24 protein-coding genes are annotated in these 24,584 nt (G+C 45.3%); 18 read left to right on the plus strand and 6 right to left on the minus strand.

Annotation, left to right across the window (positions count from 1 at the left end; genetic code table 11):
• Positions 1–63: 63 nt before the first annotated feature.
• Positions 64–2,319, minus strand: coding sequence for a lytic transglycosylase domain-containing protein (locus tag LEP1GSC061_RS04945; RefSeq protein ID WP_040508181.1), 2,256 nt, complete (start codon positions 2,317–2,319; stop codon positions 64–66).
• Positions 2,320–2,376: 57 nt separating this feature from the next.
• On the opposite strand from LEP1GSC061_RS04945, the gene LEP1GSC061_RS04950 reads away from it, so the two are divergent.
• From LEP1GSC061_RS04950 to LEP1GSC061_RS04985, 8 genes are all read left to right on the plus strand, one after another.
• A complete protein-coding gene (locus LEP1GSC061_RS04950) occupies positions 2,377–3,663 on the plus strand; it encodes a hypothetical protein (protein WP_016544291.1) in 1,287 nt (428 codons plus the stop codon).
• 58 nt (positions 3,664–3,721) lie between these two features.
• Positions 3,722–4,492 (plus strand): hypothetical protein, encoded by a 771-nt coding sequence (locus LEP1GSC061_RS04955; protein ID WP_016544440.1) that lies wholly within the window; start codon positions 3,722–3,724, stop codon positions 4,490–4,492.
• 466 nt (positions 4,493–4,958) lie between these two features.
• Entirely contained in the window at positions 4,959–5,417 is a 459-nt protein-coding gene (locus LEP1GSC061_RS04960; protein ID WP_016544977.1) for a GNAT family N-acetyltransferase, read from the plus strand.
• 195 nt (positions 5,418–5,612) lie between these two features.
• On the plus strand, positions 5,613–6,059 hold the full coding sequence (locus LEP1GSC061_RS04965) for a bactofilin family protein (RefSeq protein ID WP_016544363.1): 447 nt from the start codon (positions 5,613–5,615) through the stop codon (positions 6,057–6,059).
• An 18-nt stretch (positions 6,060–6,077) separates the two neighbouring features.
• Positions 6,078–7,055 (plus strand): PdxA family dehydrogenase, encoded by a 978-nt coding sequence (locus LEP1GSC061_RS04970; protein ID WP_016544273.1) that lies wholly within the window; start codon positions 6,078–6,080, stop codon positions 7,053–7,055.
• Positions 7,055–7,519, plus strand: coding sequence for a hypothetical protein (locus LEP1GSC061_RS04975; protein ID WP_016544238.1), 465 nt, complete (start codon positions 7,055–7,057; stop codon positions 7,517–7,519). Before LEP1GSC061_RS04970 ends, LEP1GSC061_RS04975 begins: the two co-directional genes overlap by 1 nt.
• A gap of 393 nt (positions 7,520–7,912) precedes the next feature.
• On the plus strand, positions 7,913–9,541 hold the full coding sequence (locus LEP1GSC061_RS04980; RefSeq protein WP_040508072.1) for an FAD-binding dehydrogenase: 1,629 nt from the start codon (positions 7,913–7,915) through the stop codon (positions 9,539–9,541).
• A gap of 22 nt (positions 9,542–9,563) precedes the next feature.
• Complete coding sequence (locus LEP1GSC061_RS04985) at positions 9,564–11,297, plus strand: thiamine pyrophosphate-binding protein (RefSeq protein ID WP_016544193.1); 1,734 nt, start codon at positions 9,564–9,566, stop codon at positions 11,295–11,297.
• Between the two features lie 80 nt (positions 11,298–11,377).
• Here LEP1GSC061_RS04985 and LEP1GSC061_RS04990 read toward each other — a convergent pair whose 3' ends face one another.
• Positions 11,378–12,568, minus strand: a complete 1,191-nt coding sequence (locus LEP1GSC061_RS04990) for an NnrS family protein (RefSeq protein WP_016544775.1) — start codon at positions 12,566–12,568, stop codon at positions 11,378–11,380.
• A 59-nt stretch (positions 12,569–12,627) separates the two neighbouring features.
• Positions 12,628–13,275 carry a Crp/Fnr family transcriptional regulator gene (locus LEP1GSC061_RS04995; protein ID WP_016544387.1) on the minus strand — a complete coding sequence of 216 codons (648 nt, stop codon included), beginning with the start codon at positions 13,273–13,275 and terminating at the stop codon, positions 12,628–12,630.
• A 204-nt stretch (positions 13,276–13,479) separates the two neighbouring features.
• Here LEP1GSC061_RS04995 and LEP1GSC061_RS05000 point away from each other — a divergent pair, with 204 nt between their 5' ends.
• The 7 genes from LEP1GSC061_RS05000 to LEP1GSC061_RS05030 are packed head-to-tail and all read left to right on the plus strand — an operon-like array spanning position 13,480 to position 19,689.
• On the plus strand, positions 13,480–13,944 hold the full coding sequence (locus LEP1GSC061_RS05000; protein ID WP_016544516.1) for a c-type cytochrome: 465 nt from the start codon (positions 13,480–13,482) through the stop codon (positions 13,942–13,944).
• Between the two features lie 12 nt (positions 13,945–13,956).
• A complete protein-coding gene (gene nosZ / locus LEP1GSC061_RS05005; RefSeq protein WP_016544621.1) occupies positions 13,957–15,876 on the plus strand; it encodes a Sec-dependent nitrous-oxide reductase in 1,920 nt (639 codons plus the stop codon).
• Between the two features lie 18 nt (positions 15,877–15,894).
• Positions 15,895–16,503 (plus strand): hypothetical protein, encoded by a 609-nt coding sequence (locus LEP1GSC061_RS05010; protein WP_016545081.1) that lies wholly within the window; start codon positions 15,895–15,897, stop codon positions 16,501–16,503.
• Positions 16,493–16,918, plus strand: a complete 426-nt coding sequence (locus tag LEP1GSC061_RS05015; RefSeq protein ID WP_016544257.1) for a nitrous oxide reductase accessory protein NosL — start codon at positions 16,493–16,495, stop codon at positions 16,916–16,918. Before LEP1GSC061_RS05010 ends, LEP1GSC061_RS05015 begins: the two co-directional genes overlap by 11 nt.
• A 1-nt stretch (position 16,919) precedes the next feature.
• Positions 16,920–18,197 carry a nitrous oxide reductase family maturation protein NosD gene (locus tag LEP1GSC061_RS05020; protein ID WP_016544853.1) on the plus strand — a complete coding sequence of 426 codons (1,278 nt, stop codon included), beginning with the start codon at positions 16,920–16,922 and terminating at the stop codon, positions 18,195–18,197.
• Entirely contained in the window at positions 18,194–18,907 is a 714-nt protein-coding gene (locus tag LEP1GSC061_RS05025) for an ABC transporter ATP-binding protein (RefSeq protein ID WP_016544747.1), read from the plus strand. The genes LEP1GSC061_RS05020 and LEP1GSC061_RS05025 overlap by 4 nt, the downstream gene beginning before the upstream one ends.
• Positions 18,904–19,689, plus strand: coding sequence for an ABC transporter permease (locus LEP1GSC061_RS05030; RefSeq protein ID WP_016544976.1), 786 nt, complete (start codon positions 18,904–18,906; stop codon positions 19,687–19,689). The genes LEP1GSC061_RS05025 and LEP1GSC061_RS05030 overlap by 4 nt, the downstream gene beginning before the upstream one ends.
• Before the next feature lie 85 nt (positions 19,690–19,774).
• Here LEP1GSC061_RS05030 and LEP1GSC061_RS05035 read toward each other — a convergent pair whose 3' ends face one another.
• Positions 19,775–20,449 carry a metalloregulator ArsR/SmtB family transcription factor gene (locus LEP1GSC061_RS05035; protein WP_016544768.1) on the minus strand — a complete coding sequence of 225 codons (675 nt, stop codon included), beginning with the start codon at positions 20,447–20,449 and terminating at the stop codon, positions 19,775–19,777.
• Positions 20,450–20,522: 73 nt separating this feature from the next.
• Between LEP1GSC061_RS05035 and LEP1GSC061_RS05040 the strand changes: the two genes are divergently transcribed.
• Positions 20,523–21,098 (plus strand): class I SAM-dependent methyltransferase, encoded by a 576-nt coding sequence (locus tag LEP1GSC061_RS05040; RefSeq protein ID WP_016544276.1) that lies wholly within the window; start codon positions 20,523–20,525, stop codon positions 21,096–21,098.
• 48 nt (positions 21,099–21,146) lie between these two features.
• Here LEP1GSC061_RS05040 and LEP1GSC061_RS05045 read toward each other — a convergent pair whose 3' ends face one another.
• Positions 21,147–21,962, minus strand: coding sequence for a sterol desaturase family protein (locus LEP1GSC061_RS05045; protein WP_016544402.1), 816 nt, complete (start codon positions 21,960–21,962; stop codon positions 21,147–21,149).
• A gap of 107 nt (positions 21,963–22,069) precedes the next feature.
• Complete coding sequence (locus LEP1GSC061_RS05050; RefSeq protein WP_016544512.1) at positions 22,070–23,113, minus strand: helix-turn-helix domain-containing protein; 1,044 nt, start codon at positions 23,111–23,113, stop codon at positions 22,070–22,072.
• Between the two features lie 159 nt (positions 23,114–23,272).
• Here LEP1GSC061_RS05050 and LEP1GSC061_RS05055 point away from each other — a divergent pair, with 159 nt between their 5' ends.
• On the plus strand, positions 23,273–23,659 hold the full coding sequence (locus tag LEP1GSC061_RS05055; RefSeq protein ID WP_016544616.1) for a DUF1304 domain-containing protein: 387 nt from the start codon (positions 23,273–23,275) through the stop codon (positions 23,657–23,659).
• A 108-nt stretch (positions 23,660–23,767) separates the two neighbouring features.
• On the plus strand, positions 23,768–24,436 hold the full coding sequence (locus LEP1GSC061_RS05060) for a cysteine hydrolase family protein (protein ID WP_016544930.1): 669 nt from the start codon (positions 23,768–23,770) through the stop codon (positions 24,434–24,436).
• Positions 24,437–24,584 lie beyond the last annotated feature (148 nt).

The following is a 24,584-nucleotide window of genomic DNA, read 5'->3' on the forward strand; positions in this document are numbered from 1 at the left end:
TAGTACTATCCTATGAATCTGAATATCTAGACAATCCAAAAAAATAGGAGGCCTTGCATCTTCTCAGCGGTTTTTATACTGCCTGAGACTTTGGTAATTATAGTAGTTCGACGTTACGATCCTGCAATAATCACGGGGTTCCTTGAGAGGAAGTTCCTCCAAGAAATGGTTAAAATCTCCGTGATAATGGTTTCGTTTCCATTTTCTGAGATTTCCCGGTCCTCCGTTATAGGCGATCGACGCCCATTTCAGATCGTTTTCGTTTGAGGAAAGAAGATATTTCAGGAATTTCGCACCCATTTGGATGGAGATTTCCGGGTCGAATAGGGAATAAGGTCCGAGCCCCAATCCTTGGGCGAGCCCCTTTCCGGTAGGTCCCATAATCTGCATGAGCCCTCTAGCGTTGGAAGAAGAGACCGCATTCTCCTTGAAAAAGGACTCCTGGCGCATGACCGCGTAAACGATATCCTCCTCGATTCCGAACGCCTGAGAGTAACGGGAAACCAGATCCCTATGCGGGCGAGGATAGATTCTGGACGCGAGTTTGGAGGGGAGAAGGATCACGTCGTCCGGGATTCTTCTTTTTTTCATAAGGCTGCGAGTATGAAAGACAGTGAGATATTGATTGCCGGATAGTTCTCCCAAGGCCGCGAGAATCTCGTCTTTTTCCTCCTCGGAGGTTCCGTTGGAAAGAGCGTATTTGTCCACCAAGGAGTTTGCGAAGGCCATTTCTCCGATTTCCAGATATTCTTTAGCATTTTGTAATAAATGATTTCCGCGAATTCGGCTATGAGCGGAATCTATGCGAACATCGAGCTGGAAGGAGTCGGGAAAATAGGCGAATTCCAGATCCCTATCCAGAATTTTTCCGGAATATTTGGGGTCTCCCGAGGTCAGGGAAAGGTATTCGAAAAGGGAGTCCTTGTTTCTGAGAGGATTGTCCGGTTGTGGAATGGAGGATATTTCGGAGGCGAATTCTTCGCGAATCACTCTCGTGTAATAGGAACCCGGAATGAACTTGTAATAGGACTTGAGCCAATTTACGAGATCCGATTGTCTTCCCTTGGATTTTAGGTTTCGGAGATACCAGTATACCAATCTTCCCTTTACAGGAAGATTCGGGACCCTTTGCAGGGCTTCCTTCCAATAATTCTCCTCCAGGAAATGGGACTGGTCTCCTATGAGTAAGTCTATTAGCTCGTCTTGTCGGATCAGATTATACGGATTCTTTTCGAGGGAAGAGAGTAATTTATGGAAATATTTATCCTTATCCCCTAATCTTTTATACGCTCTTGCATAAGCGTATTCGATTTCTTCGGAAGAAGGTAGATTTGATTTTTCCAAAAGATCTATACCTAGGCGGCCTAGATTCTGATTGGAGAGCTCTCTGGAAATGGAGGCGGTGAAATCGGAGAAATACTCCGCAAAATTTCTATGCCTGTAAAAAAGGGAGGGGACCCTTTCCGGATAGAATGCGACTAGGTTTCTTGCGGCCGCCTTCCAAGACTCCGCTTTCTCGAAAGAGGCGCCTCCGAAATAGGAATGCTCGGATAGATAGGATTTACGATCCGCAGTACCTAAAAAGGAAAGAAAGAGAACCCCTTTGTCCAGGGAAAGATTTTTATAAAAGGATTCCCCCTTCCAGGTATGGAGATCGGTATAGATATCCTTTTTAACATAGGAAGGAACGTTGGGATCTTCCATGAGGGAGTAGAATAAATTCTCAGCCTTGGGAATTTCTCCGAATTTGTAGAGAGCCTTCGCATATCTATAATAGGCCATGGCGCCGAAATATTCTTTGCGGTCTTTTTCGGAAAACGCTTCCGCATACTCCTTGGCCTGCTTGAATTCTCCCGACTCGTAATGGATTCTTAAAATTTCTCCGATCGTGTTCCTGTAGATCGGATCGTATTCCGGAGGAATTTTTTTGAGGTAGGCGATGAGGTCCTCTGATCCGAGACTCTTTCGTTTTACCATTTCCTCATATAATTTCCAATAACCGACCTTTGTGATCGCGTTCAAAGGGGGGAGAGGGTTTTTAACGATTTCCTTGAGATCATCTCGACTGACCGATGCGACCATTTTGCCTTTTAAAAGAGAGACCAGGTATCTCGTCCTGGAGTTCTCATCCCCGTCCGGATGGGTTTCGTGGAAGCGAACCAGGGCGAAAACTTCGGATTCGGTGGAAGGATGCTTTTCACGGAAAATTCTACGTATTTTTTCCAGGCTAAAGGATTTGATTAGGTATTTTAGATCGCTGTCCGCGTTCAGGTTGCCGACAACTAGAAATAGGAGAATCCCTAGGATCGTTTTTTTCATGCGATTCTTCTCTCTTAATCCGCCCGAACGAGGGTTCAACTCCAAAAAGGAGTCTTTATGCAGTTATCGGTAACAGAAACGGAATGGCCTGAAATAACTTTACGACACCCCGACTGGGATAAGAAGAATGTGGGAGCTCCCACATCGGCGTCCTCCGCGGAGGCTCTAAGGATCAAGGCCAAAATCCTGGATAATTATAGCGGTAGCATTCTGACCCATCTGAAACCGGGTGAATGTTTTAGAGCGGATCTATTCGGAAATTTCGTATTTCGTTCTCCTCGCTTCGATTGGATCAACGAGGAAGGGATCACGGAAAGAGAAGAAAGACTACTTAGGCTTTTCTTCCAGGAACTATTGGAGGAATTGAAGGGTAAGGTGGTATGGGATTCCGAATTATTCTACCTATGCTCCGCTTTCCTATTATGCGAGGAGAGAATCCAGGAATACAAGGATCTTTTGGATTCCTTCGCCGAGGGCTTGGAAGAAGCCAAAGAAGGAAGAAGATTACTTTTCTATTTAGGACTTCTCCCCCAGGGAGAGATTCCTAAATACGAAGGAAAGGATTTAAAGGAGAAATTCGCTTACGCGCACAAGACTAGAGGATTGAATCCCGAGGAGCAGAACGAGCTCTTCGACAAGGTGGTTTCTTCCGAGACCACCTCGTTATTGGGTCTGGCTTTTCATTATTTCCGGGAAAAGACGACGGGACTAAGAAATGTATCCGTACTCGAGACTATGATTGCCCGTAAGATTCGAGCCTTTAAGGCTCCAGAAAGAGAAGTCTTTCTCCGCCAATATGAGGTCCGGCATTCCATCTGGGACAGATTCTTTCTGATCAAGAAGATCCAACCTAGGGACAAAGTGACCGAATGGGTTCGGAACGAGAAGAAAAGAAACGGAAGAGAAGAATTGTCCGAAACCCTAAGGGATTCAATCCAGGAAGGAACGGACGAGTCCTTATATGAAAGATTTCGCATATTAAAGGAACAGGGACTTGCCCACACACTCCGTCCCTTCGAGCTATTAGTAATATGGAATTCCACACTGGCCTCCGATTTGGACGCAGAACTCTTGGGTCTGAGATCCCAGACTGTATCTTATTTAGGAGAAAGAGCCTTGGCGGTCCAGGCCTTCAAGGACAAGAAGTTCGAGGTTTTCCAGGAAAGGTCCTTATCGACCGGAAGATTCCAGTATTCTCCAGAGATGATCTACCTAAAGGCGATTTCCTTTTTGGAAACCGGAAAGGTAGAGGAAGGAGTCCGGCTCATGGAATCCTTGGTGTATAAATTTCCACAGTCGGATTTTCTTAGACTCGTGCTGGATCGATATAGAAAGAAGAGCTAATAAGATCCGGAATTTTCTTGCTTCGGCAACCAGGTTTTCTTAAGATCAGTTCGGCATCATGGCAATCACCCAGGAACAAATTCTAGAATTACAAAGACACCAGAAGATGATCCTCCAGTTGGAAAAGATTCTGAGGCTGTCCAAGAACGACGAACAGAAATATCGGGTGACCCGGGATCTGGAAAAATACCGAACCAAGATGAGGGAAATTTCCCCGGAAGGGATTCCGGACAATCTGGAAACGGCCGCGGAGCAGATCCGAATGTTCCGGGAAAATCCGGAGGCCGCCGGCAGAATTCTCGCAAAATATCCTATCATGAAAATCTCTCCGAATTCCAACGATTCGGAAGTGAATCAAATCGGAACCTGGATCAATGTTCTGGATAGAGAATATCTTCCTATTCTAAACGAGACTCATATCCGCTTCGACTTCTCCCACGGAAACGAGAAGGACGGAGTCGTGAAGCATATGGAGAATATTCGCAGGAACATCAAGGTTCTTACGGAGACCATAGAGGAATACCAGGCCGCGGAGAAGCAGGAATTTAGGGAACAGTTGAGTCGGATGAAGAATAAGCAGACTCGTATCTTCATTGCGGAAGCATTCGAGATGTTCCAAAAATTCAACGAATTCCTCACAAAGGTCTTGGGAGAATATAAGGCCGGAGGAGGAGTGATCATGAACATAGAGGACAGGATCACATTTAACTCTAGGTTCGAAAAAGCCACGGAACTGGAAGGTAAGTCCATACCGGACGCCCTTGAGGAATTTAGAGAATTCACTGTCGAAGTCCTGGATCGTATCAACGTCCCGAATATTAAGCATTAGGAAATTATTAAACGATTTCGAATCCATGGCAAGCAAGACCCGCGTTATTTCGAGGAGCGGGGGCTACGGAAAAAGCCGGAGTTTAACGGGGTATAAAGAGAAGGTATGCAGTGCGGAGTCTGATTTTTTATTGCTTTTCGATTTGATTTTCTTTTAGTTCCGAAATTCTGAACGGAAATTCCGTTCCTCCGACGTGTTCAAAACGGGCCCCCGCCCGAGTTAGGGTGGAGGAGGCGGGCTTGCGGGAGAAGGGGGGCGATTTTCCTTTATCAGAAAAGTCCCCTTTTTGCAATCCGAAAAGTTTTGCGGTTTTTCTGTAGGAACTAGCAAGATCTTGACTAAGATTCGAGTGAAATCTCTCCGAGGATCTCCGCTCGTTTTTTTTCCTATCTTGTGCTTTTTCGAATCCTTAATTTAGAAATAGATTTCCTACATTTTCCTTCCTAAGAATCGTATCGATCGACACATGCCCATTTTTCGAAGACTCAGACCCGACGAATCTCCATCCATACATCTTCTACTCTTGGCAGATCCAAGCGAGGTAGAAATTCGCTCTTACTTGGATAGATCGGATTGCTATGTGCTGGAAAGGGAAGAGGGAGAACGGATAGGTCAGGTTCTGATCCTCCGAAAAGATGAATCGAAGATGGAAATCATGAATCTTGCCGTGGAGGAAAAATTGCAAGGCCAAGGTTTCGGGAGAATTCTTCTAGAAAATTCGATCCAAGTCGCGAAGGACGCCGGAGCTCGGACCCTTACGATCGGGACCGGAAATTCAAGCCTCTCTCAATTGGGCCTCTACCAAAAATGCGGGTTCGAGATATTCTCCATCGATAAGGGATTTTTTCTCCGGAACTACAAGGAACCGATTTGGGAGAATGGAATCCGGTGCAAGGACAAGATTCTGCTACATCTGGATTTGTAGGAAGTCCTACAAATCAAACAAAAGGACGGGTCTTAAAGAATCGGGGCGTTGGAATTCCCCGAAAAAGGGGACCGAAAGACGAAACTCGGAAAAACCCGAGGAGATATAAAAAATTCCTTTTCCTATGCCCTGGGCCCGTTTATTTGTGTTTACACCGGATCTTTCCCGATCCGAGGCATATAGGATTCTGAATTCATGGCACTTGTAAAGAACTCTTCCGAAGTTACCAATTCCACAATCGGCGAAAATTCCTACTTTAACGGAAAATTCTTTATCAACGGATCCTTAAAGATCGACGGTAAATTCGAAGGAAAGTCCCTACAGGCGGAACAACTTTATATCGGAGCTTCCGGAAAAGTCCGCACTAATATCACCGCAGCCAGCGTGATCGTAGAAGGAATCGTAATCGGCAATATCACCGCAAGAAACAGAGTGATGCTTCTTCCTACTTCAAGGATTCTCGGAGATATCCGCACTCCTGAGTTGATCATCCAAAACGGAGTGGTTCTGGAAGGACGTTGTATCATCTCCAGCGACCTCAAACATTCCAATAAGGACCATATCGAGCTGGAATACGCTAAAGATTCCCTTACTTTGGAAAGACTTTTCGGAAAGCAAACGGCTAGCGCAAGGGAAGCCTAAACTTCCCGGGTTTAGGCCTTGGTCCCTATCCTAATCACAGAAGGAGATCCCTGCGGGATCGGTCCGGAAATCCTAGAATCCTCTCGAGAGAAACTCGAAACCTTAGCCAGGGATCGGGTTTTTCTTTTTATCAGCTCCCATTCTTCTAAATCCTATACTGGCTGGAAGGAAGTCTCGGATCCCAAGAACCTATCCGGTCCGGGGTTGTATCTTTGGAGAACTTCCGCTCTTTCCGGATCGGAGGAGAAGAAGCTGGAGACCGGAAAACCCAGTGAGGTCTCGGGAAAGTCGGCATTCAAGACTTTGGAAGCAGCAGTGGATCTGCAAAAGAAAATCGGCGGTAATCTCATTACGCTTCCTTTAAGTAAGGAATGGGTCTTAAAGTCCGGAGTAAAGGGATTCCGAGGACATACGGAATATTTGGCGGACCGATATAAGCGTCCCACCTATATGTTGATGGCAGGTCGACAATTATGCGTGCTTCCATTAACCACTCACGTGCCCTTGAAAAAGGTGCCTTTCTACTTGAAAAAAATCCATATTCCCAGTTTAATCTCCGCGATTCGATCCGCTCCTCTTCGCAAAGGAGGAGAAATCGCCTTCTTGGGTTTAAACCCTCATGCGGGAGAAGGGGGGAAGGTGGGAGACGAGGAGAAAAAGATTCTCTCTCCCATGATATCCAAGATGAGAAAGAAAGGCCTAAGCGTTACGGATCCGATTTCCGCCGACGGAGCCTTTAGCGAGTCGGGTAGGAGTAAATATTCTCTTTACTTGGCATGCTATCACGACCAAGGATTGATTCCTTTCAAGATGTGGGAGGGAAAGTTCGGCGTGAATCTCACTTTAGGGTTGGATTTCGTGCGAGTTTCGCCGGACCACGGAACCGCTTTCGATATTGCGGGTAAAGGAAAGGCTGATCCGGAGAGTTTGATCCAATGTTTGGATTGGGCCTCGGGCGTTCATTCTTCCGAAGATGATCTCAGGAGGTTCTACTAATGTTTCTTGCCCAGGCGGCTCCCAGTTTCTTGGATCAGATCGTTTTTCCTATCTTTCTACTTTGGTTCGTGGGCCTTACTCTTGTTCTCATCCGAAACGATATAGAGATCATTTGGAAAATCGCGACCTTCTTCGTTTTCGTTTTCTATTTTTTCCAATTCTTTCCGGAGCTGAAGGAATCTTACGGAAGATTGTCCAAATCTTATCCTACCGAAATTCTAAATTGGTTCTACGGGGTTCCCAGGGCGGTGTATTTCTTTTTGCTATTCGTTTGGCCCATCGCGGTGATTCGGATGTATTATACCGCTTCTCCTACCCTAGCCAACCTCTCCGCAAAAATGCTTGTGGGAGCCACTTTGGTTTATTGGATCCTATTTCTCGCTTACCATCAATTTACGGCACCGATCGATGATTTCCTTCGAGTCAAGTTCGTGGATTGGATTACGATTACCGGCGGTAAGTGATCGCGTAGGATTTGCTATAATCCCTTTAAAAGAGGCGATTGAGAATAGCCGAAAATAAGGAAGTAAAACTAATAACGATTCCTTCGCCTATGACGATGATCCGGATTTCCATTCATGAAAAATTCATATTAGTTTCGTAAGTCCCGCATGCCGTGCTGCCTTTGCAATTGATGCGGCTTTGACTTTGATTGATTCTAATAATTCTTCTAATCTTATCTCCCTCTTACATTCCCCTTATCGAGATGTATGTCCGCTTGTGCGAAGTTTAGAGAACCCTCCCAAACTGGGAAACATTGACATATATTAATAAATATTTAAGTACTATTTCGGCCCCAATTTGATAAGCATCAATTGGAAGATTGGGGGATTCCGTTATATAATTCTGCGGATATCATGCAGAAAAAGAACCAAAAGAGAGACACTTACGTATCCGATACAGTGATTATCGGCGGAGGGCTTGCCGGAATCGTGGCCGCCTTGGATTTATTGGACGCAAATCGTCGCGTTCTACTCGTGGATCGAGATCAGCAGGAAAGGCTGGGCGGACTTGCGAAGCTTTCCTTCGGGGGTATCTTTATGGTGGACACTCCCGTCCAGAGAAGGGGAGGGATTCGGGATAATGTCTCGTTGGCTTTATCCGATTGGAGAGCCACAGCCGAGTTTTCCGCAAAGGATCTTTTGCCCAATCTATGGGCGGAGAATTATATTCATCGTTCTAAAGAGGATATCTATTATTATCTTCGGAGACATTCCGTGAACTTCTTCCCAGTCGTCCATTGGGTGGAGAGAGGATTGTATAAACCCGGCAATAGCGTTCCTAGATTTCATATGGTATGGGGAACGGGCCATGGTCTCATAGAGGCTTTGGTCAAAAAACTTTTAGGTCATAAAAATCGGGACAAGCTAGAGATGGTTTTCCATACCCGGGTCAAGAGTTTGATTCGATCCGGTAAAAGAGTATGCGGTTGCGTGGGCATCGATGTGAAAACGGGGAGAGAATCCGAATTTCATGCGGAACATGTAGTGATCGCTTCCGGAGGGATCGCAGGGGATCTGGAACTTGTTCGTAAATACTGGCCGAAGCATATGGGCAAGGCTCCGGATACATTATTGAACGGATCGCATCCGTTCGCTTTGGGAGATCTTCATGTCGAGGCCAAGAAATTAGGAGCGAATATCACTCATCTGGATAAGATGTGGAATTACGCTGCGGGAGTTCATCATCCCGATCCTAAAATGGAACACCACGGACTGAGTTTGGTTCCGCCCAAGTCCGCTCTATGGTTGAATTCTTACGGAGAAAGAATCGGTCCCCAACCTTTGATCACGGGTTTCGATACCAGATTCTTAGTAGAAGAAGTCTGCAAACAAGGAGAAAAATACTCCTGGCAGGTATTGAATTGGAAGATCGCCGTAAAAGAACTGGCGGTCTCCGGTTCCGAATTCAACGACGAAATACGTAATAAAAACTTAATGGGATTCTTGAAAACGGTGGTTTTCGGTAACGAAAAACTCGTGAAGACTTTGACGGAGAATTGCGTGGATTTCGTGACTGCGGATTCGATTCCCAGACTCGCGGAAAAGATGAACGCTCTCACCGGAAAGGATTCCGTGCAACCCGAAGTTCTGGAAAGATCCGTACGGGCTTACGACGATATGTTGGATCGGGGCCCCGTATTCCGGGACGACGATCAGTTGAGAAGGATCGCCCAATTGAGAGCGTATCGCGGGGATAAGATCCGGACCTGCGACTTCCAGAAAATCGTGGATAAGAAAGCGTTCCCGCTCATCGCGATCCGAGAATTCGTTCTGACCCGAAAGTCCATGGGAGGGATACAGACCGATCTGAAATCCAGAGTCTTGGACCAATCCGGCAAGACGATCCCTGGTCTATATGCCGTGGGAGAAGCGGCAGGTTTCGGAGGAGGGGGAATCCACGGCAAAGGCGCCTTGGAGGGAACTTTCTTGGGAGGTTGCATTCTCACTTCCCGATCCGCTGTTCGGAACATTTTAGAAAATTAGAATATTTATTGGATGTAATGATATGAAAAAGACCGGCGCTTCTTTAGCCGTATTCGCATTGGAACAAATAGGGGTAAAATATACGTTCGGAATTCCGGGCGTCCATAATACCGAACTCTACGACGAATTGAATAATTCCGATAGCATCACGCCGATTCTAGTGACCCACGAAGGTGGAGCCTCTTTTATGGCCGACGCAATCAGTAGGTCGACGGATTCCATCGGAACCATAGTCATCGTTCCCGCGGCGGGTATGACTCACGCGTTAAGCGGAATTGGAGAGGCTTTCTTGGACGGGATCCCTATGCTCGTAATTTCCGGCGGAGTGAGGACCGATTCCGGAAAAAAATACCAACTCCATCAGTTGGACCAGGCGGAGATTCTTAAAGGAATCACGAAGAAAACGTATTATATACGGGAACATCGAGAAATCATCCCTACGATTTACGAGGCTTATAAAACCGCGACCACGGACGAATGCGGTCCGGTCTTTGTGGAAATTCCGGTAAATATCCAATTATTCCGAGGAGAGGTGGATTCTCTCCCGACCTTCCGAAAGGAAGTTCAGGAGAAGAATGCGGATCGGGAGAAGATAGAACGCGCTTGTGAGATTCTTGGCTCTAGCCGATCTCCCGGAATTTTTGTAGGATGGGGAGCGAGAGACGCAACGAGAGAATTGGTGAGAATTTCCGAAATTCTGGACGCACCGGTGGCGACTACATTGCAGGGACTCAGCGTATTCCCGGCAAATCATCCGAATCATACTGGCATGGGTTTCGGGACCTATTCCGTTCCTGCAGGAGAAGAAGCTTTTGCGGATTGCGATTGTCTACTTGCGATCGGGACTCGCTTTTCTGAAATTCCTACCGGAAGTTTCGGAATGCAGGTGCCGAAGAAACTGATCCATATCGATATCAATCCAGAAGTATTTTCTAAAAACTATCCTGCGGAAGTCGGCATAGAAGGGGACGCGAAGTATGTTCTATCCCAACTGATCGAAATTCTGGAAAAGAACAAGGATCTACCGAAACGAAAGAATAAGATTGCGGACTTAATCCAAGAAAAGAAGAAGAGCTACGAAAAAGAATGGGAAGCTCATATCGTACCGAATCGAATCAATCCATCTCTATTCTTTAAAGAACTGAGAAAGCAGATGGAAGCCTCCGACATTTTGGTCGTGGACGACGGAAACCATACCTTCCTTGCGGAGGAATTGTATCCCGTCTACCAGACTAAGACATTCTTCTCCCCTACGGATTTTAACAGCATGGGATACTGTGTGCCGGCTTCGATTGCGACCAAAATGGCGAATCCGGAAAGAAAGGTGGCCGGTATCGTAGGAGACGGCGCATTCCTAATGACCGGACTGGAACTTCTTACCGCCTCCGCTCATTCCGTAGGAACAGTAATATTCGTATTCTATGATGGAGAATTGTCCCAAATCTCCCAAGGACAGGAAATCCCTTATAGAAGAAAGACATGTACCATTCTAGGCGAATTACAATTAGAAGGGATTGCGAGAGGGACGGGAGCCGCTTACGTATCTTTACAATCCAACGATCAGATAGAAAGAACGATCCGGGACGCGTTCCTGATCGCCGATACGGGACGACCGGTGATCGTGGACGTAAAAATCGATTATTCCAAAAGAACACGGTTCACTAAAGGGGTGGTCGGAGTGAATCTGGGAAGATTCCCATTGGGAGAAAAATTCCGATTCATCGGACGGGCCTTGGTCCGAATGATCACCGGTTAACGCGGATTAATTAAAAAGAAGTGATTGAATGGGAGCGGAGGAGTCTTTAGGACTTCTCCGCTTTTTTTAATCGGGAAGGATTAAACTCTGGGCTTGGATTGGAAATCCACCCTAGGTCTGATCAGTATTTTTGCATATTGAAGGAAGAATATTAAGAAAGAAACGATCCAGAATATTGCCGAAAAGAAATACGCCTCCCTGTATAGATTCCAAATCGGTAAGAATACCCGAGTGATCACCGCTAAATTAATCAGCAGATACCCGACAACTGTCGCTTTAGAGGCACGGATCAATCTTCCGGTGTGACCCAGGGAAACTCTAGTGATCATGCCGTAGATAAAAACGCCTATCGCTCCCGCGTTGAATAGGTGGAACGCCGAGGATGCCGACCAAACACCCAAGTGATAGAGACCGAACCCGAAGAATCCGAAACATAACCAAAAATATCCGCTATGCAAAATCCAAAGAATCGGAGTGCGTACCGATTTCCAAGGTTCCCAAAAATACCAGCGTGCGAAGTGCAGTATGGACAGAAAGAAGCAATAAACTCCCACAAAAGGAACGATTCCCGGATTGGAATGCGTTACGGTTTCCAGAATCAGAAATATGAAGCCCGAATATTGGATCGCCGTCTCTAAATGAGGAAACCTTCGAGGGTTGGAGCCCGCGACAGCCACGGATGTGAAAAAGGGTAGGATCCTTCCCGCGATGATCGCCACGAATTGTAGGACCACGAAAATGGAAAGATGGATGAGATGCATGCTCCAGTCACTTGGAACCACACCCAAAAAGGAAAATGCTGTAAGAAGATGCAGTAAGGAGAATAGGAAATACGTTATTGCGACGACTCGGTTATGCTCTTGTCCTTTTTTGAATAGGGCGGGGAGAATATAGAATAAAACGAGTATATCGAAATAAAGATCGAAAGTAACCGCGGCATAGGAAAGCGCCGGAGAGGCGAGAAAGCTGAATCTTCCCAAGAACCAAAGGGAGAACAAAAACGCCAGGGCCTTTCCTTCGATCAAAACGCTTTTGGTCCAGTATTGTCCGGCTGTGAAAATAAAGCCGACTACGGCCGCTCTCCCGAACCCGTACACCATTTCGTAAGAGTGCATTTGAATGCCGCCTACCAAAAAAGGAGAAGGAATTACGGAGAATAGGATGAGGACCCAGATGAGAAGAGCGAAAATCGCATGTAACGAAACGGCTAGGAAGAAGGGACGAAACGCCACCGTCCATACGTCGGAGCGAAATTGGGGAATGAACTTCATATTTTCATGATAACCGAAAACATGGGCAAGTCTTTGATCTGAGTCAAAAAAAATTAAGTTTACTCTATAAATTTTAAAAGTCCTTTTCGGTCTATAATTATGATTTCTCCCCTCTTAGGATCTATGATATTTAGATCCTTCAGTTGTCGCAAAACTCGGGAAAAAGTCTCTGGCCGAAGGAAAAGCATGGAAGCGATCTGGACATGGCTGAGCGGGGGATAATTTTCCGGTAAGTGGTATAAGAAATGGGCCACTCTCTGCAACGCCTCCATCGTGAGTCCACGGTTGATCGTCATATTAAGGATCTGTATCTTCTGATAAAGCGATTGGATCAGAAGATGACAAAGTTGAATATTCGAATTAACCTTTTTCTTAAATAAGGCGATGGGCATTCGAAGTACGACCGAGTCCGAGATAAAGCGTCCCGAAGCGGGATAATGGATTCCGTTCATGAAAGCCGACTCCGCCACCAAAGAATAAGGAGAGAAGAAATTTAAAGTTATCTCGCTGGAGTTCGCGTCGTATTTGAAAATCTGCAAGCCTCCTTCCACGAGTAGATCGAGAGACTCCGCCTTATCTCCCTGGTGAAACAGGAATTCTCCCTTTTTGTATTTCCTTCTTTTTCCGTCGGAGAAGATGCTGAACAACTTCTCTTCCGTAACTTCCTCTAGTATCTTCGGGCTCATCGTATCGGCTCTATCTAACATTTTCCTATATCCTAACGTACTGCATGTGCCTCTTCGAATTCATTTTAGTTTATTCCGTTTGACAATTATCACTCGTGCATTCGGGCGCAACTTGATCCGGATCAAGGAGAGTAATCGACTTATGAACTCTGATACTTGTGTCGGGTAGAAAACGTTAAGCAAAGCGAATACGCTTCGTCTCGGCAACAAAGGAGATACCGCATTATGAATCTAAAGTTATCGTATGATATTTTTACGGAAAGGATCGCGAGCGGGGTCGCTCTGCTTCTCCTTCTTTCCACGACTCTTCTTTTTTGCGGAAAAGAGAAAACGAACGAGGGAGAGGCTGCAGCGGGCCCGAGCAAGGGAATCGGACCGGTAAGTTCCGTCGTTTTAGGACCTATTGATGCGGCTTCCGCCGAGAAAGGAAGAAAGCATTTCGAAATGAAATGCAGCGCCTGTCATAAGTTCGAAGAGAAGGTCGTAGGACCTGCGCTAAAAGGCGTTACCGAAAGAAGGACTCCGGAATGGATCATGAATATGATCTTAAATCCCCAGGAGATGACTCAAAAGGATCCGATTGCGATGGAGTTGCTGGCCGAGCACCTCACTCAAATGACTTTCCAGAACGTGCAAGAGTCGGAAGCCAGGGAAATTTTGGAATATCTGAGGAAATTGGATAAAAAATAAGAGAGGTTGCGTATGAATATTAGAATATTAAAAATCGTTACTGTAACCTCCTTAGTGCTGTTTGGGATTTTGTTCCTGACCTGCGGTAAGGGGGCTTCGACTGCGACTTTGGCTTCGGATGCGGCTAAAAAGGTCTATGTAGCACCGGGAGAGAAAGACGAAGTATATGCCTTCCTTTCAGGCGGTTTCAGCGGACAGATGTCCGTCTACGGAATCCCTTCCGCAAGATTGTTTAAGATCATTCCCGTTTTCTCGGTCTTTCCCGAAAACGGATATGGTTACGACGAGGAAACCAAGAACATGCTCCGTACCACTTCCGGATACGTACCTTGGGACGATAGCCATCACGTGGAAGCTTCCATGACCGATGGAAAGCAGGACGGTAGATGGTTGTTTTTAAATGCGAACAATACTCCTAGATTGGCTCGTATCGACCTGAGAGCTATGGAGACCAAAGAAATTTTGGAAATTCCGAACAGCGCGGGAAACCATGCATCTCCTTTCGCCACCGAAAACACGGAATATCTGATGGCAGCCACTCGATTCTCGATACCGATTCCTCAGAAGAGCGTGCCTATAGAGAATTTCGGCAAAGAGTTCCAAGGAACCGTAACTATGGTCAAAGTGGAGCCGAAGACGGGAAGACTTTCCATAGAATTGCAAGTTCTCGTTCCCGGTTTCGACTACGATCTTTCCCACTGCGGTAAGGGTAAGTCCCACGATTGGTGCTTCTTCACCTCCTATAACTCCGAGCAAGCTTATAAGATGTTGGAAGTCGGTGCCTCTAAGAACGACAAAGACTACATTCTCGCTTTCAATTGGGTCCGTGCAAAACAATGTCTGGATCAAGGAAAGGCCACTAACTTTGGAGGAGAATATTACAATAACTTCCTACCTGAGAACAAGCCGGTCGTTTCCGAGAAGTTGAGCGGAGTGAAAATGCTCCTACCGAAAAATTGCGAAGGCATGATGTACTATATGCCTACTCCTAAAAGCCCTCACGGAACCGACGTGGATCCTACGGGAGAATATATCGTAGGTGGAGGTAAATTGGCTACGGTGATTCCGGTCCATTCTTTCAGCAAACTGATCGAAGTGAAGGATAAACCGGAACATAGAACCGGAGAGATTATGGGAATCCCCATCCTCAAATACGAGTCCACTCTTGCGGGAGAAGTTAAGAAACCTTGCCTCGGGCCTCTACATACGGAGTTCGACGGAAAAGGATACGCTTACACTTCTTGCTTCGTAAGTTCCGAAGTCGTAAAATGGGAATTGGGAACCTGGGAGGTGGAACAGCATCTACCTGCATATTATAGTGTGGGACACCTTTCCATCGTAGGAGGAAGTTCCAAGGAACCTTACGGAAAATATCTGATCGCTCTCAACAAGATTACGAAAGACAGATATTTGCCGGTGGGAATGGAGCTGCCTCAGAGTGCTCAGCTTTACGATATCTCCGGAGGCAAAGCGGAATTGCTTTCCGACTTCCCTACGGTGGGAGAGCCTCACTATTCTCAGATGATTCCCGCAAAACTCATCATGGATAAGATGGCGAAGATCTATCCTTTGGAGGAAAACAAACACCCTTACGCGGTGAAATCCGAAAAAGACGCGAGAATCGTACGTGAAGGAAATGTGGTCCGAGTTTATATGGCTCAGATCAGATCCCACTTCAAGCCTGATACCATCGAAGTTCGGAAAGGAGATACGGTCTACTTCCACGTAACCAACCTGGAACAAGACTTCGATATTCCGCACGGATTCGCGGTAGGCGGAGCGCCGGAAATGCCGAACCTTCTCATCATGCCCGGACAAACCAGAACGTTTAAATGGCAGGCTGCGAAGGCGGGTATCTATCCATTCTACTGCACGGACTTCTGTTCCGCTCTTCACCAAGAGATGCAACAGTATATTCGGGTAACTCCCTAACGGAAGGCGGATAGAAGAATGAAAGAATTGCTTCTTCATAAACTATCCGCCAGAAACCGGCTCCTAATATTAGGAGTCGGTTTCGCTTTGGCTGTGATATTTCTGGTACCTATCTGGTATATTTCGCTTGCGGCGCCTCAGTATCCGGAAGGATTGGGGATGAAGATTTGGGTCCATAAGTTGACCGGGGCTGCCGAATACGATTTGCAGAATATTAATTTACTGAACCATTATATAGGAATGCACGAGATAGTGTCCGATTCGATTCCGGAACTGCTCTTTATGCCGTATGTTCTGGGATATATGGTGTTCGGCGCGCTTGTCACTTTCTTCCTTCCAAGGATATTCATGGCCGCCTTGGGTATTTTTAATTTCGTGATTCTGGGAATCGCAGGACTTTACGATTTTTGGAGATGGGAATACAACTATGGTCATAATCTGAATCCGGAAGCTCCTATCGTAGTTCCCGGAATGAGTTACCAACCGCCTCTACTCGGTTGCAAGGAAATGTTGAATATCACAGCCTGCAGTTTCCCCTCATACGGAGGATGGATCCTGTTTTTGTGTCTTGCGATTCTTATTTTCATCATCTGGGAAGAGAGGAGGAAACTGCGACATGGAATTTAATCGGATCGTATTGTCCTTGGTTTTGATCGCTTTTACCGGCATATCCTGTGTGCGTAACGAACCGATTCTTCCGGAAACGGGAAAGGAACATTGCGCACATTGCTCCATGGCGATTACAGACAATAAATTTCATTCGCAGATTCTAACATCCAAGGGTCGTAGGATCTATTTCGATTCCCTGGAATGTCTACACGCGTACGTAAAGGAAAAACGACCTTCGATTCAATCTGCCTGGGTTGCGTTATACGATTCTCCCGGAAAGATGGTCTCTATAGATTCGGCGAGTTATATCCAATCCGAGAATATTCGGACCCCTATGGGAGAGGGTATTGCTGCTTTTTCCGATCGCTCCTCCGCGGAAAAATATTTGAAAGAACATAAGGGAAAATTGCTAGGAAGGATATTAGAAGAATAGAATGGACTATATTCCGAAACGAGGCTTCCAGGCTTTTACCCGATCGAGTTGGATCGCCGTCTTCTTTTGTCTCTCCTACTCGATTCCCTCCCGTCTAATCGCCCGTGAAATAACCGTCTGTCCCGAATGCAAAGTCTCCAAAATCTCCCAAGCGTTAGATCTATCTCGCGACGGGGATTCCATTCTTTTGGGCAAAGGCTTGTACAGGGAAGGCGGCCTTATCATTTCTAAGAAGATAGGAATTCGCGGGGTCCCAGGAAGCATAGTCGACGGAAATAAGGAAAAGCACGTGTTCGATGTCCGTTCCGATGGAGTGAGCATACTAGGGTTGAAAATCGTAGGGAGCGGAATTTCGGACATTACGGAGTATGCGGGGATTCATGCGGAAGGCGTTCAAGGCTGTCGATTCGAGGAGAATACTTTCGAAGATACGGCTTACGCCGTCTACTTGGCGAATGTGGACGGATGTTCCATACTCGAAAATACCGCGATCGGTAATGCATATAACGAGGTGTCGGGAGGGAACGGAATTCATCTTTGGTCTTCCAAAAACGTCCTCATTCGCGGAAATAAGATTCGAAAGCATCGGGACGGTATCTATTTGGAGTTTTCGTCCGGATTGAAGATGGAGGATAACGTTTCCGAATACAATATCCGATACGGAATGCATTTTATGTTCTCTTCGGATAACGATTTTAGAGGAAACGAATTCTCTAATAATTCCGCCGGGGTCGCGGTGATGTACAGCAAGAACATCCTGGTGGAAAATAATAAATTCGTAAATAACTGGGGAGACGGAGCCTACGGACTCCTACTGAAGGAGATATCCGACGGCATCTTTGTGAAAAACGAATTTTATGGAAATACGGTGGCTATTTTCTCCGACGGCTGCAATCGGAATTATTTCACTCACAACAGAATCGGTAACAACGGTTGGGGTATTCGAATCTTAGGAAACAGCGATTCGAATACGTTTGCAAAGAACGATTTTCGGGACAATGTTTTCGATGTCAGCACGAACGCCAAAACCACCAGTAATCGGTTCTTACAGAATTACTGGGACAGATACAAAGGATACGATTTGGATAGGGATACTTTCGGAGATACTCCTTATAAACCGGTGCACTTCTTCGGATACTGGGTCGCGGAATATCCATTTTTGATGATATTATACGAATCCCCGGTCGTTCTATTTCTACAAGGGTTGGAGAAGGCGTTTCCGATCGTTACGCCATTGGACTTCGAGGATGCGACCCCATCTATGCGGGAGATTTTATGATATCTGTGGAAAATTTGGAAGTTCGTTTCGGAAATACGAAAGTGTTGGATAATATATCTTTTGTCGCTAGGCCTGAAGAGATCGTTTCCGTGATCGGGCCGAACGGATCCGGAAAAAGCACGTTGCTCAAAAGTATTCTGGGACTCGTAAAGCCTTCGGGAGGAGGAGTTCGTTGGAACGATCAGGATGAAGGCCTTTCTCGCGAGCTCGATGTTGGTTATATGCCCCAAACACCTTTCTTTCCTAAGAATCTGACCGTTTCGGAATTGATATCTTTCTTCCGAAAATTGGAGGAGTTCGAGGAGGAAACCTATCATAATCTCTACGAGACTCTCGGGCTCAAAGCGGAGGAGGGAAAGAAATTCGGATCTCTTTCCGGAGGAACAAAACAAAAATTGAATATACTCCAATGTTTTTCGGTAAAAAAGCCGGTTTACTTAGTGGACGAGCCTACGGCGAGTTTGGATCCGTACGTATCCCATATATTAAAGGAAATTTTAAAAAAGAAAAAAAAGGACGGAGCATTACTCCTATTCTCCACCCATATTCTGAGCGAAGTTGAGGAAATTTCGGACAGATTCCTACTTCTGGCGGAGGGCTCTCTTCTCATAGACGATTCTCCCAGGAATTTCGTAAAAAAGGGGGGATTCGAGAATTTGCAAACATCCCTCATGGAATTCTGGAATCGGGAATACGAGGAGGGGAAATGAAGGAGATATTACTTTTCGAGATCCGTGAAAATATAAGAAATAAATGGATCTTCGTGTTCTCCGGATTCTTGACGATCAGCGTCTCGATTCTAAATTATTTCGGAAACGAGAACGGAATCAGATTGATCACTAGCCTCATGAACGTGGTCCTACTTATCGTTCCTCTTTTTGCGATCACGTTCGCCGGGCTGTCTTTTCTGGACTCTCTTCCTTTTGCCGAAGTGCTGCTTTCCAAATCGGTCACTCGATCCGGATATTTTTGGGGAAAGTATTTGGGAATTTGCGCCTCTCTTTCCTTGAGCCTGGTCGTTGGTATCGGGATTCCCGGCTTTTTATCTTTCTATACGGATTTAGGTTTTATTCTTTTATTCCTGGAGTTGATCGTTTTCGGGATTATTCTAGTGATGATCTTCGTGGCCTTGGCGTTTCTTTTGGGTTCTTTTTTTAAAAAAGGAGAATTGATTCTCTCCGGAGCCTTACTCATCTGGTTGTATTTTTTCATCTTATTCGATTCTTTCGTGTTCGTATTGAGTCTTTATCTGGGAGAATATCCGGTGGAAATTCCGGTTTTATTCGTGGTTTTATTGAATCCGATCGACCTGATCCGGATCGCATTGGTTTTGCAGACCAAGACTTCCGTTCTTCTAGGTTTTTCCGGCGCATTTTTATTGAAAACACTCGGAACGATTCCGGTGCTTTTTTTGAGCCTGACGGTTTTGGCGGCTTGGATCGTTGTTCCGTTTACGATCTCTTATCGCAGATTTTTGAATCGGAATTTCTGAAGGAAGAATTCGGTAATATCTACCGGCGGTCTTACCGCATTGGAGTGAAACCTACTTAGTTTTCGTAAAAAAAAGAAATACTAAATTAGGGTTCTTTGCTGAGTTTCACTCCATGGTTTGCAAATTCCAAAGGGCCTTCGGATATTCTGTAGGCCTGGAAACCTTCCGATCTAAGGATTTTTACTGCTTCCTCGGAAAGAACGCAGTATTTTCCTCGGCAGTACGCGAAGATCTTTTTGCGTCTAGGTAATTTAGCCAATTTGGATCTGAGCTCTTTCAAGGGAAACGACAGGGAACCGGGAAAATGTCCTGAGTTGTATTCGTTCTCGGGTCTAACGTCGATGAGAACGACTTCCTTAGAGATTACGCTCTTTAAAAAATCCTTATATTCCAATTCCTTCCATTCTTGTTCCGAATCGAAGAAAGCGTTCATTTCCATTTTAATCTCGGCGTTGAATTCCTCTCCTGCGGAAGAAATCGTATCGAATATCCGAATGCCCGCCCGGTCTATCTTATAAAAGATATTTCTGCCTTCCCGTCTATCCAGGACGAGTTTGCATTCTTTCAGAATTTGTAAGTGATGCGAGGTTGCCGCCATGCTCATTCCGATCCCTTGAGATAGCAGCTCCACATTCTTTTCGGATTGGATTAAGAGATCCAATAATTCTATCCTTTTGGGGTCTGAGATTGCTTTTCCGTATTTCGCTAAACCGGAATACACCAGATTCTTAAATTCTCTGCCCGTTTTTTTAGATTTCATAATTGCTCAAATATTCAAATATATATTTGAATATTGATTTGACTGTGGGTCAAGCCGATTTTGCATATGGGATATGAAGGTGAGAGATAGCGGAATGCCGGATGCGAAATATTGGGATTCTCTTTTCGATTTACCCTTAGTTCTGGAAAAAATGGATCTTTTGAACGTAAGGGGGAGGATAGTGGAGTTCGGATCCGGATACGGGACTTTTACTTTTCCATTGGCTAAAGAGAATAAGAGCGAAATTTTAGCGTATGAAATCGAAGAGAGTCTTGTCTTCGATCTGGAAAGAGATGCGAATCGACTCGGCTTGGATAATATCCATCCCATCAAAAAGGATATAGTAGAAGAGGGAACGGGACTCGGAGGCGACTTCGTTGATTACGTCATGATCTTCAATTTATTGCATCATGAAGATCCGGTTTCGATCTTAAGAGAGGCCTTTCGAATCCTGAAACCCGGCGGTAGATCGGGTTTGATGCATTGGAACTACGACCCGAATACACCGAGAGGTCCTAAAATGGAAATCCGGCCTAGGCCTGGGAATATTTACCTGTGGGCAAGGGAGGCAGGATTTAGAATCGAGTCGGAGAAGCCGATCGATTTGCCCCCTTTTCATTACGGATTCGTAGTCAAGAAACCGATATAGAAAGACTCGCACCTAGACGGATGCGAATCTTTCCAAGGCTTATCGCGATTATACACTCTCTTGTAGTTTATTTTTTTCGGCGCTCCTAGTCGTGATCTCGGCAAAAGTTCTTTCATACTCCGGATGGATCGTCCCGAAAATGGAATCCCAAATCGTAGTATAGAGTCCGTAGTTATAGCGGAAGCTTTGGTGGTGCATATCGTGGTTAGTATTCGTATTAACCAGTTTTAATATTTTATTAGAGAGCATCCAGCTCGGAAATATCTCGTAACCGCTATGACCTAATACGTTTCGTGCGATCTGGATCGTCATGAAGATCATAAGAGCCAAAGGGTGAACGGGAAAAAGCGTTGCCACAATAGGCATGATGAAGGAATGAATCAAGGCCTCCCAAGGACTGAAGGAGTATGCGGTCCAAGGAGAAGGAGTCACCGATTCGTGATGTATCTTATGTACTCTTTTATAAAACCAAGCGGTATGCATAAGCCTATGAGTCCAATAAAAGTAGAAGTCTTGGATCGCTAAGATCAGTAAAACGCTAAGTATTAGGTAACCCCAGCCGTAGTCCTCGATTCGCTCGTAAAAACGAAAGAATCCGTATTTCCGAAACAATAACACTACGAGAGTCACCGCAGTATATACGATCACGGAAAAGAGAGAATATAGAAATTCCCTTTTGAATTGGGACTTTGTCGCGCTCTTGGTTTGGATTTTTCGATGTTGAAACGGATGTTTCCAAACGTAGAACACCGAAAAAGCCAAGCCGGCGAATATGAGATATCTTACGAAATCTATCAGAAATATCGCCGGTATCTGATGGACCAGATCCGAAGCATATTGAAGTAATTGTTTATGGAAGCACATAATGTCCTTTTTCTCCTTTAGAGGATTGGATGGATCATTTAAGCACGGCTTCGGTTTATATTCCGATGGATATCCGACAAATGCTGATCGATTCCGGATTCGATCGATTATTTCGTGGAATTTCTCCTCTTTCTGAAATCGCTAGGGGTCATTCCCACTATTTCGCGGAAGGCCCGATTGAAAGGAGCAAGAGAACCGTAGCCTAAATCCATGGCAATTCTAAGCACTTGAAAATCGTCTTTTGATGTATCGGAGAGGATCGTCTTGGCCTCTTGGATCCTGAAATGATTCAAGAATTCGTTAAAATTCCTATACCCCATGCCCTTGTTGATCAACTTTCTTACCTTCTTTTCTGGAACGCTCAATTGGTTGGCAAGGGATAGGATCGTTAGGTTTTCCTGCAGAAAAATCTTTCGGTCCTTTAGGAGGGAATTCAGACTTTTTAATAATTCCTCGTCAATCGGTTCCTCTTCGATCTTGGTTTCGGATACAGGAAAGACGTTTTTTCTGAATTCGAAGATTCGAAAAGAAATGAAAAACACCAGTACGAAAATAAAGGAAGAATTGATCAGATCCAGTTGCGTGGAGTATTCGGATTTTTTTGTGATCACTTCCATGAGTACGACGGATAGACTGTACATCCCCGTCACCCAGGAAAATATCACGCGAAAGTCCCGTCTATACTCCAGTAAGTCCGCATTCTTATCCTTTAAAACTTTCGCCAATGTGAATAAGATCAGGCTAAGATATACTACCTGAGGCATGCTGAATAGAACTTGGGAAAATACGGAAGTTTCGTTTTTCAGATCGGATATTAGAAAAATATAAAAACAAAACGAATTAACGAATAGGAATAAGAGTCCGTGTCGAACTTTAAATTTGAAATCGTCTTCGAATAGGCTGGAAACGAATAAATAGAAGAATACGGATACGGAAAAGCATCCTGTATGCACTAAGACGATCCAAAACAAATTGGACGAATGATCCAAAAGTGGACAAATAAAATACGCGATCAGGGAGGCGGAGAAAAGGCTTCCTAAAACGCTTTGGTAGCCGATTTTCACCCGCACTAGAAAGTTCAAGATAAGAAAACTGAGCTGAGCTATCGTGGCCGCCTTTAAATATTGAATCGAGTCCGTTTGAGTAAACATTCGTACTTATAGAGAGGGAAATTGCGAGATTCGATACTTCTCCGCGATTCTACTCCTCTTTCAATCTAAAATTGATTCTTATATGGATTCGTCTTTACAAAACAAATTCATTCTGATACATTCCCAGGGCCGATCTAAAACGAAATTTGGAGAGAATGCATGATAGTAACGGCAAGAATACTAGCTACACTCGTAGGTTTATTGCATGTTTGGATTTTCATTATGGAAAGCGTCCTATGGATGAAGCCCAGAATCCACAGAAGATTCGGAGTCACGGACACTAAGTCCGCGGAGGCGATGAAAACCGTATTTTTAAACCAGGGATTTTATAATTTATTTCTGGCAGTCGGAGCCTTATTCGGTGCGATCTTTTTCGATTCGTTTCCGTCTTACGCGCCTGCGATTCTTATATTCTCCTGCTTATCGGTGTTCGGTGCAGGACTCGTGTTGGTCGTTTCCAAGCCTGCGATGGCTAGAGCCGGGATCATCCAAGGATTACCTCCTTTGATTGCTGTGATCTTGATAGCTCTATCTTTACAGCAGTAAACCGAATCTAAGCGGGATCCGGTTATCCGGAGTCGGCTCTGGGCTCTATACCTCGGTCGCTTCTTCCAAAATGGATGACGGAAACTTCGGAAATGTTAAGCTTCGATCATGTTTCGTATTTCAATTCTAACTTTGATCGTCGCTTTCCTAATTCCTTTCGAGGAAAATTTAAAGGCGGATCCCAAACCTTCCTTGGATCCAGGAAAGACCGCCGTTTTGATCATGGACTACCAAAACGCGATCATTAACGGCGGCTATGTAAAGGACCCGAGCCAACTTGTAGAGAAGGCGAATCGGGTTCTCTCCGTCGCCCGCAAAAAGGGTTTACCGGTCATCTATATCGTCGTAGGATTCCGTCCGGGATATCCGGAGATTCATCCGAATAATTCGATGTTCGGTGCGATCAAGAAATCGGGCGGCCTAGGAGGAAAGGATCCCAAGGCGTTGGATATTCATCCCGGAGTTTCCCCCCAAGCGGAAGATATCATCGTCACCAAACATAGGGTAGGGGCTTTCCTAGGAACCGACCTGGATATGATTCTTAGAGCGAAAGGAGTAAATACCTTGGTATTCTTCGGAATCGCCACCAGCGGGGTGGTTCTTTCCACCGTCCGGTATTCCGCGGATGCGGATTACAAAAATATAATCCTAACGGATCTATGTTCCGATCGGGATCCGGACGTGCACAGGACTTTAATGGAGAAAGTCTTTCCGAGACAGGCGGATCTGATAGGTTCCGACGAATTTCTGGATCTTCTCTCATCTTCTTCCAAATAAGAGTATATTCAGGGCGGCGGGATTACGAACTCGATTGGGAAGATACCAACTTGTAATCCTGCAGTTCCGAAATTTGCTTGTAGTAAAATCGTAAAAATAGGAGTTAAAAGCCTAACAATACTTATTCGAAAACGATTCCATTATCCGA

The organism is Leptospira wolffii serovar Khorat str. Khorat-H2, assembly GCF_000306115.2.
In the GTDB taxonomy this organism is placed as follows: Bacteria; Spirochaetota; Leptospiria; order Leptospirales; family Leptospiraceae; genus Leptospira_B; species Leptospira_B wolffii.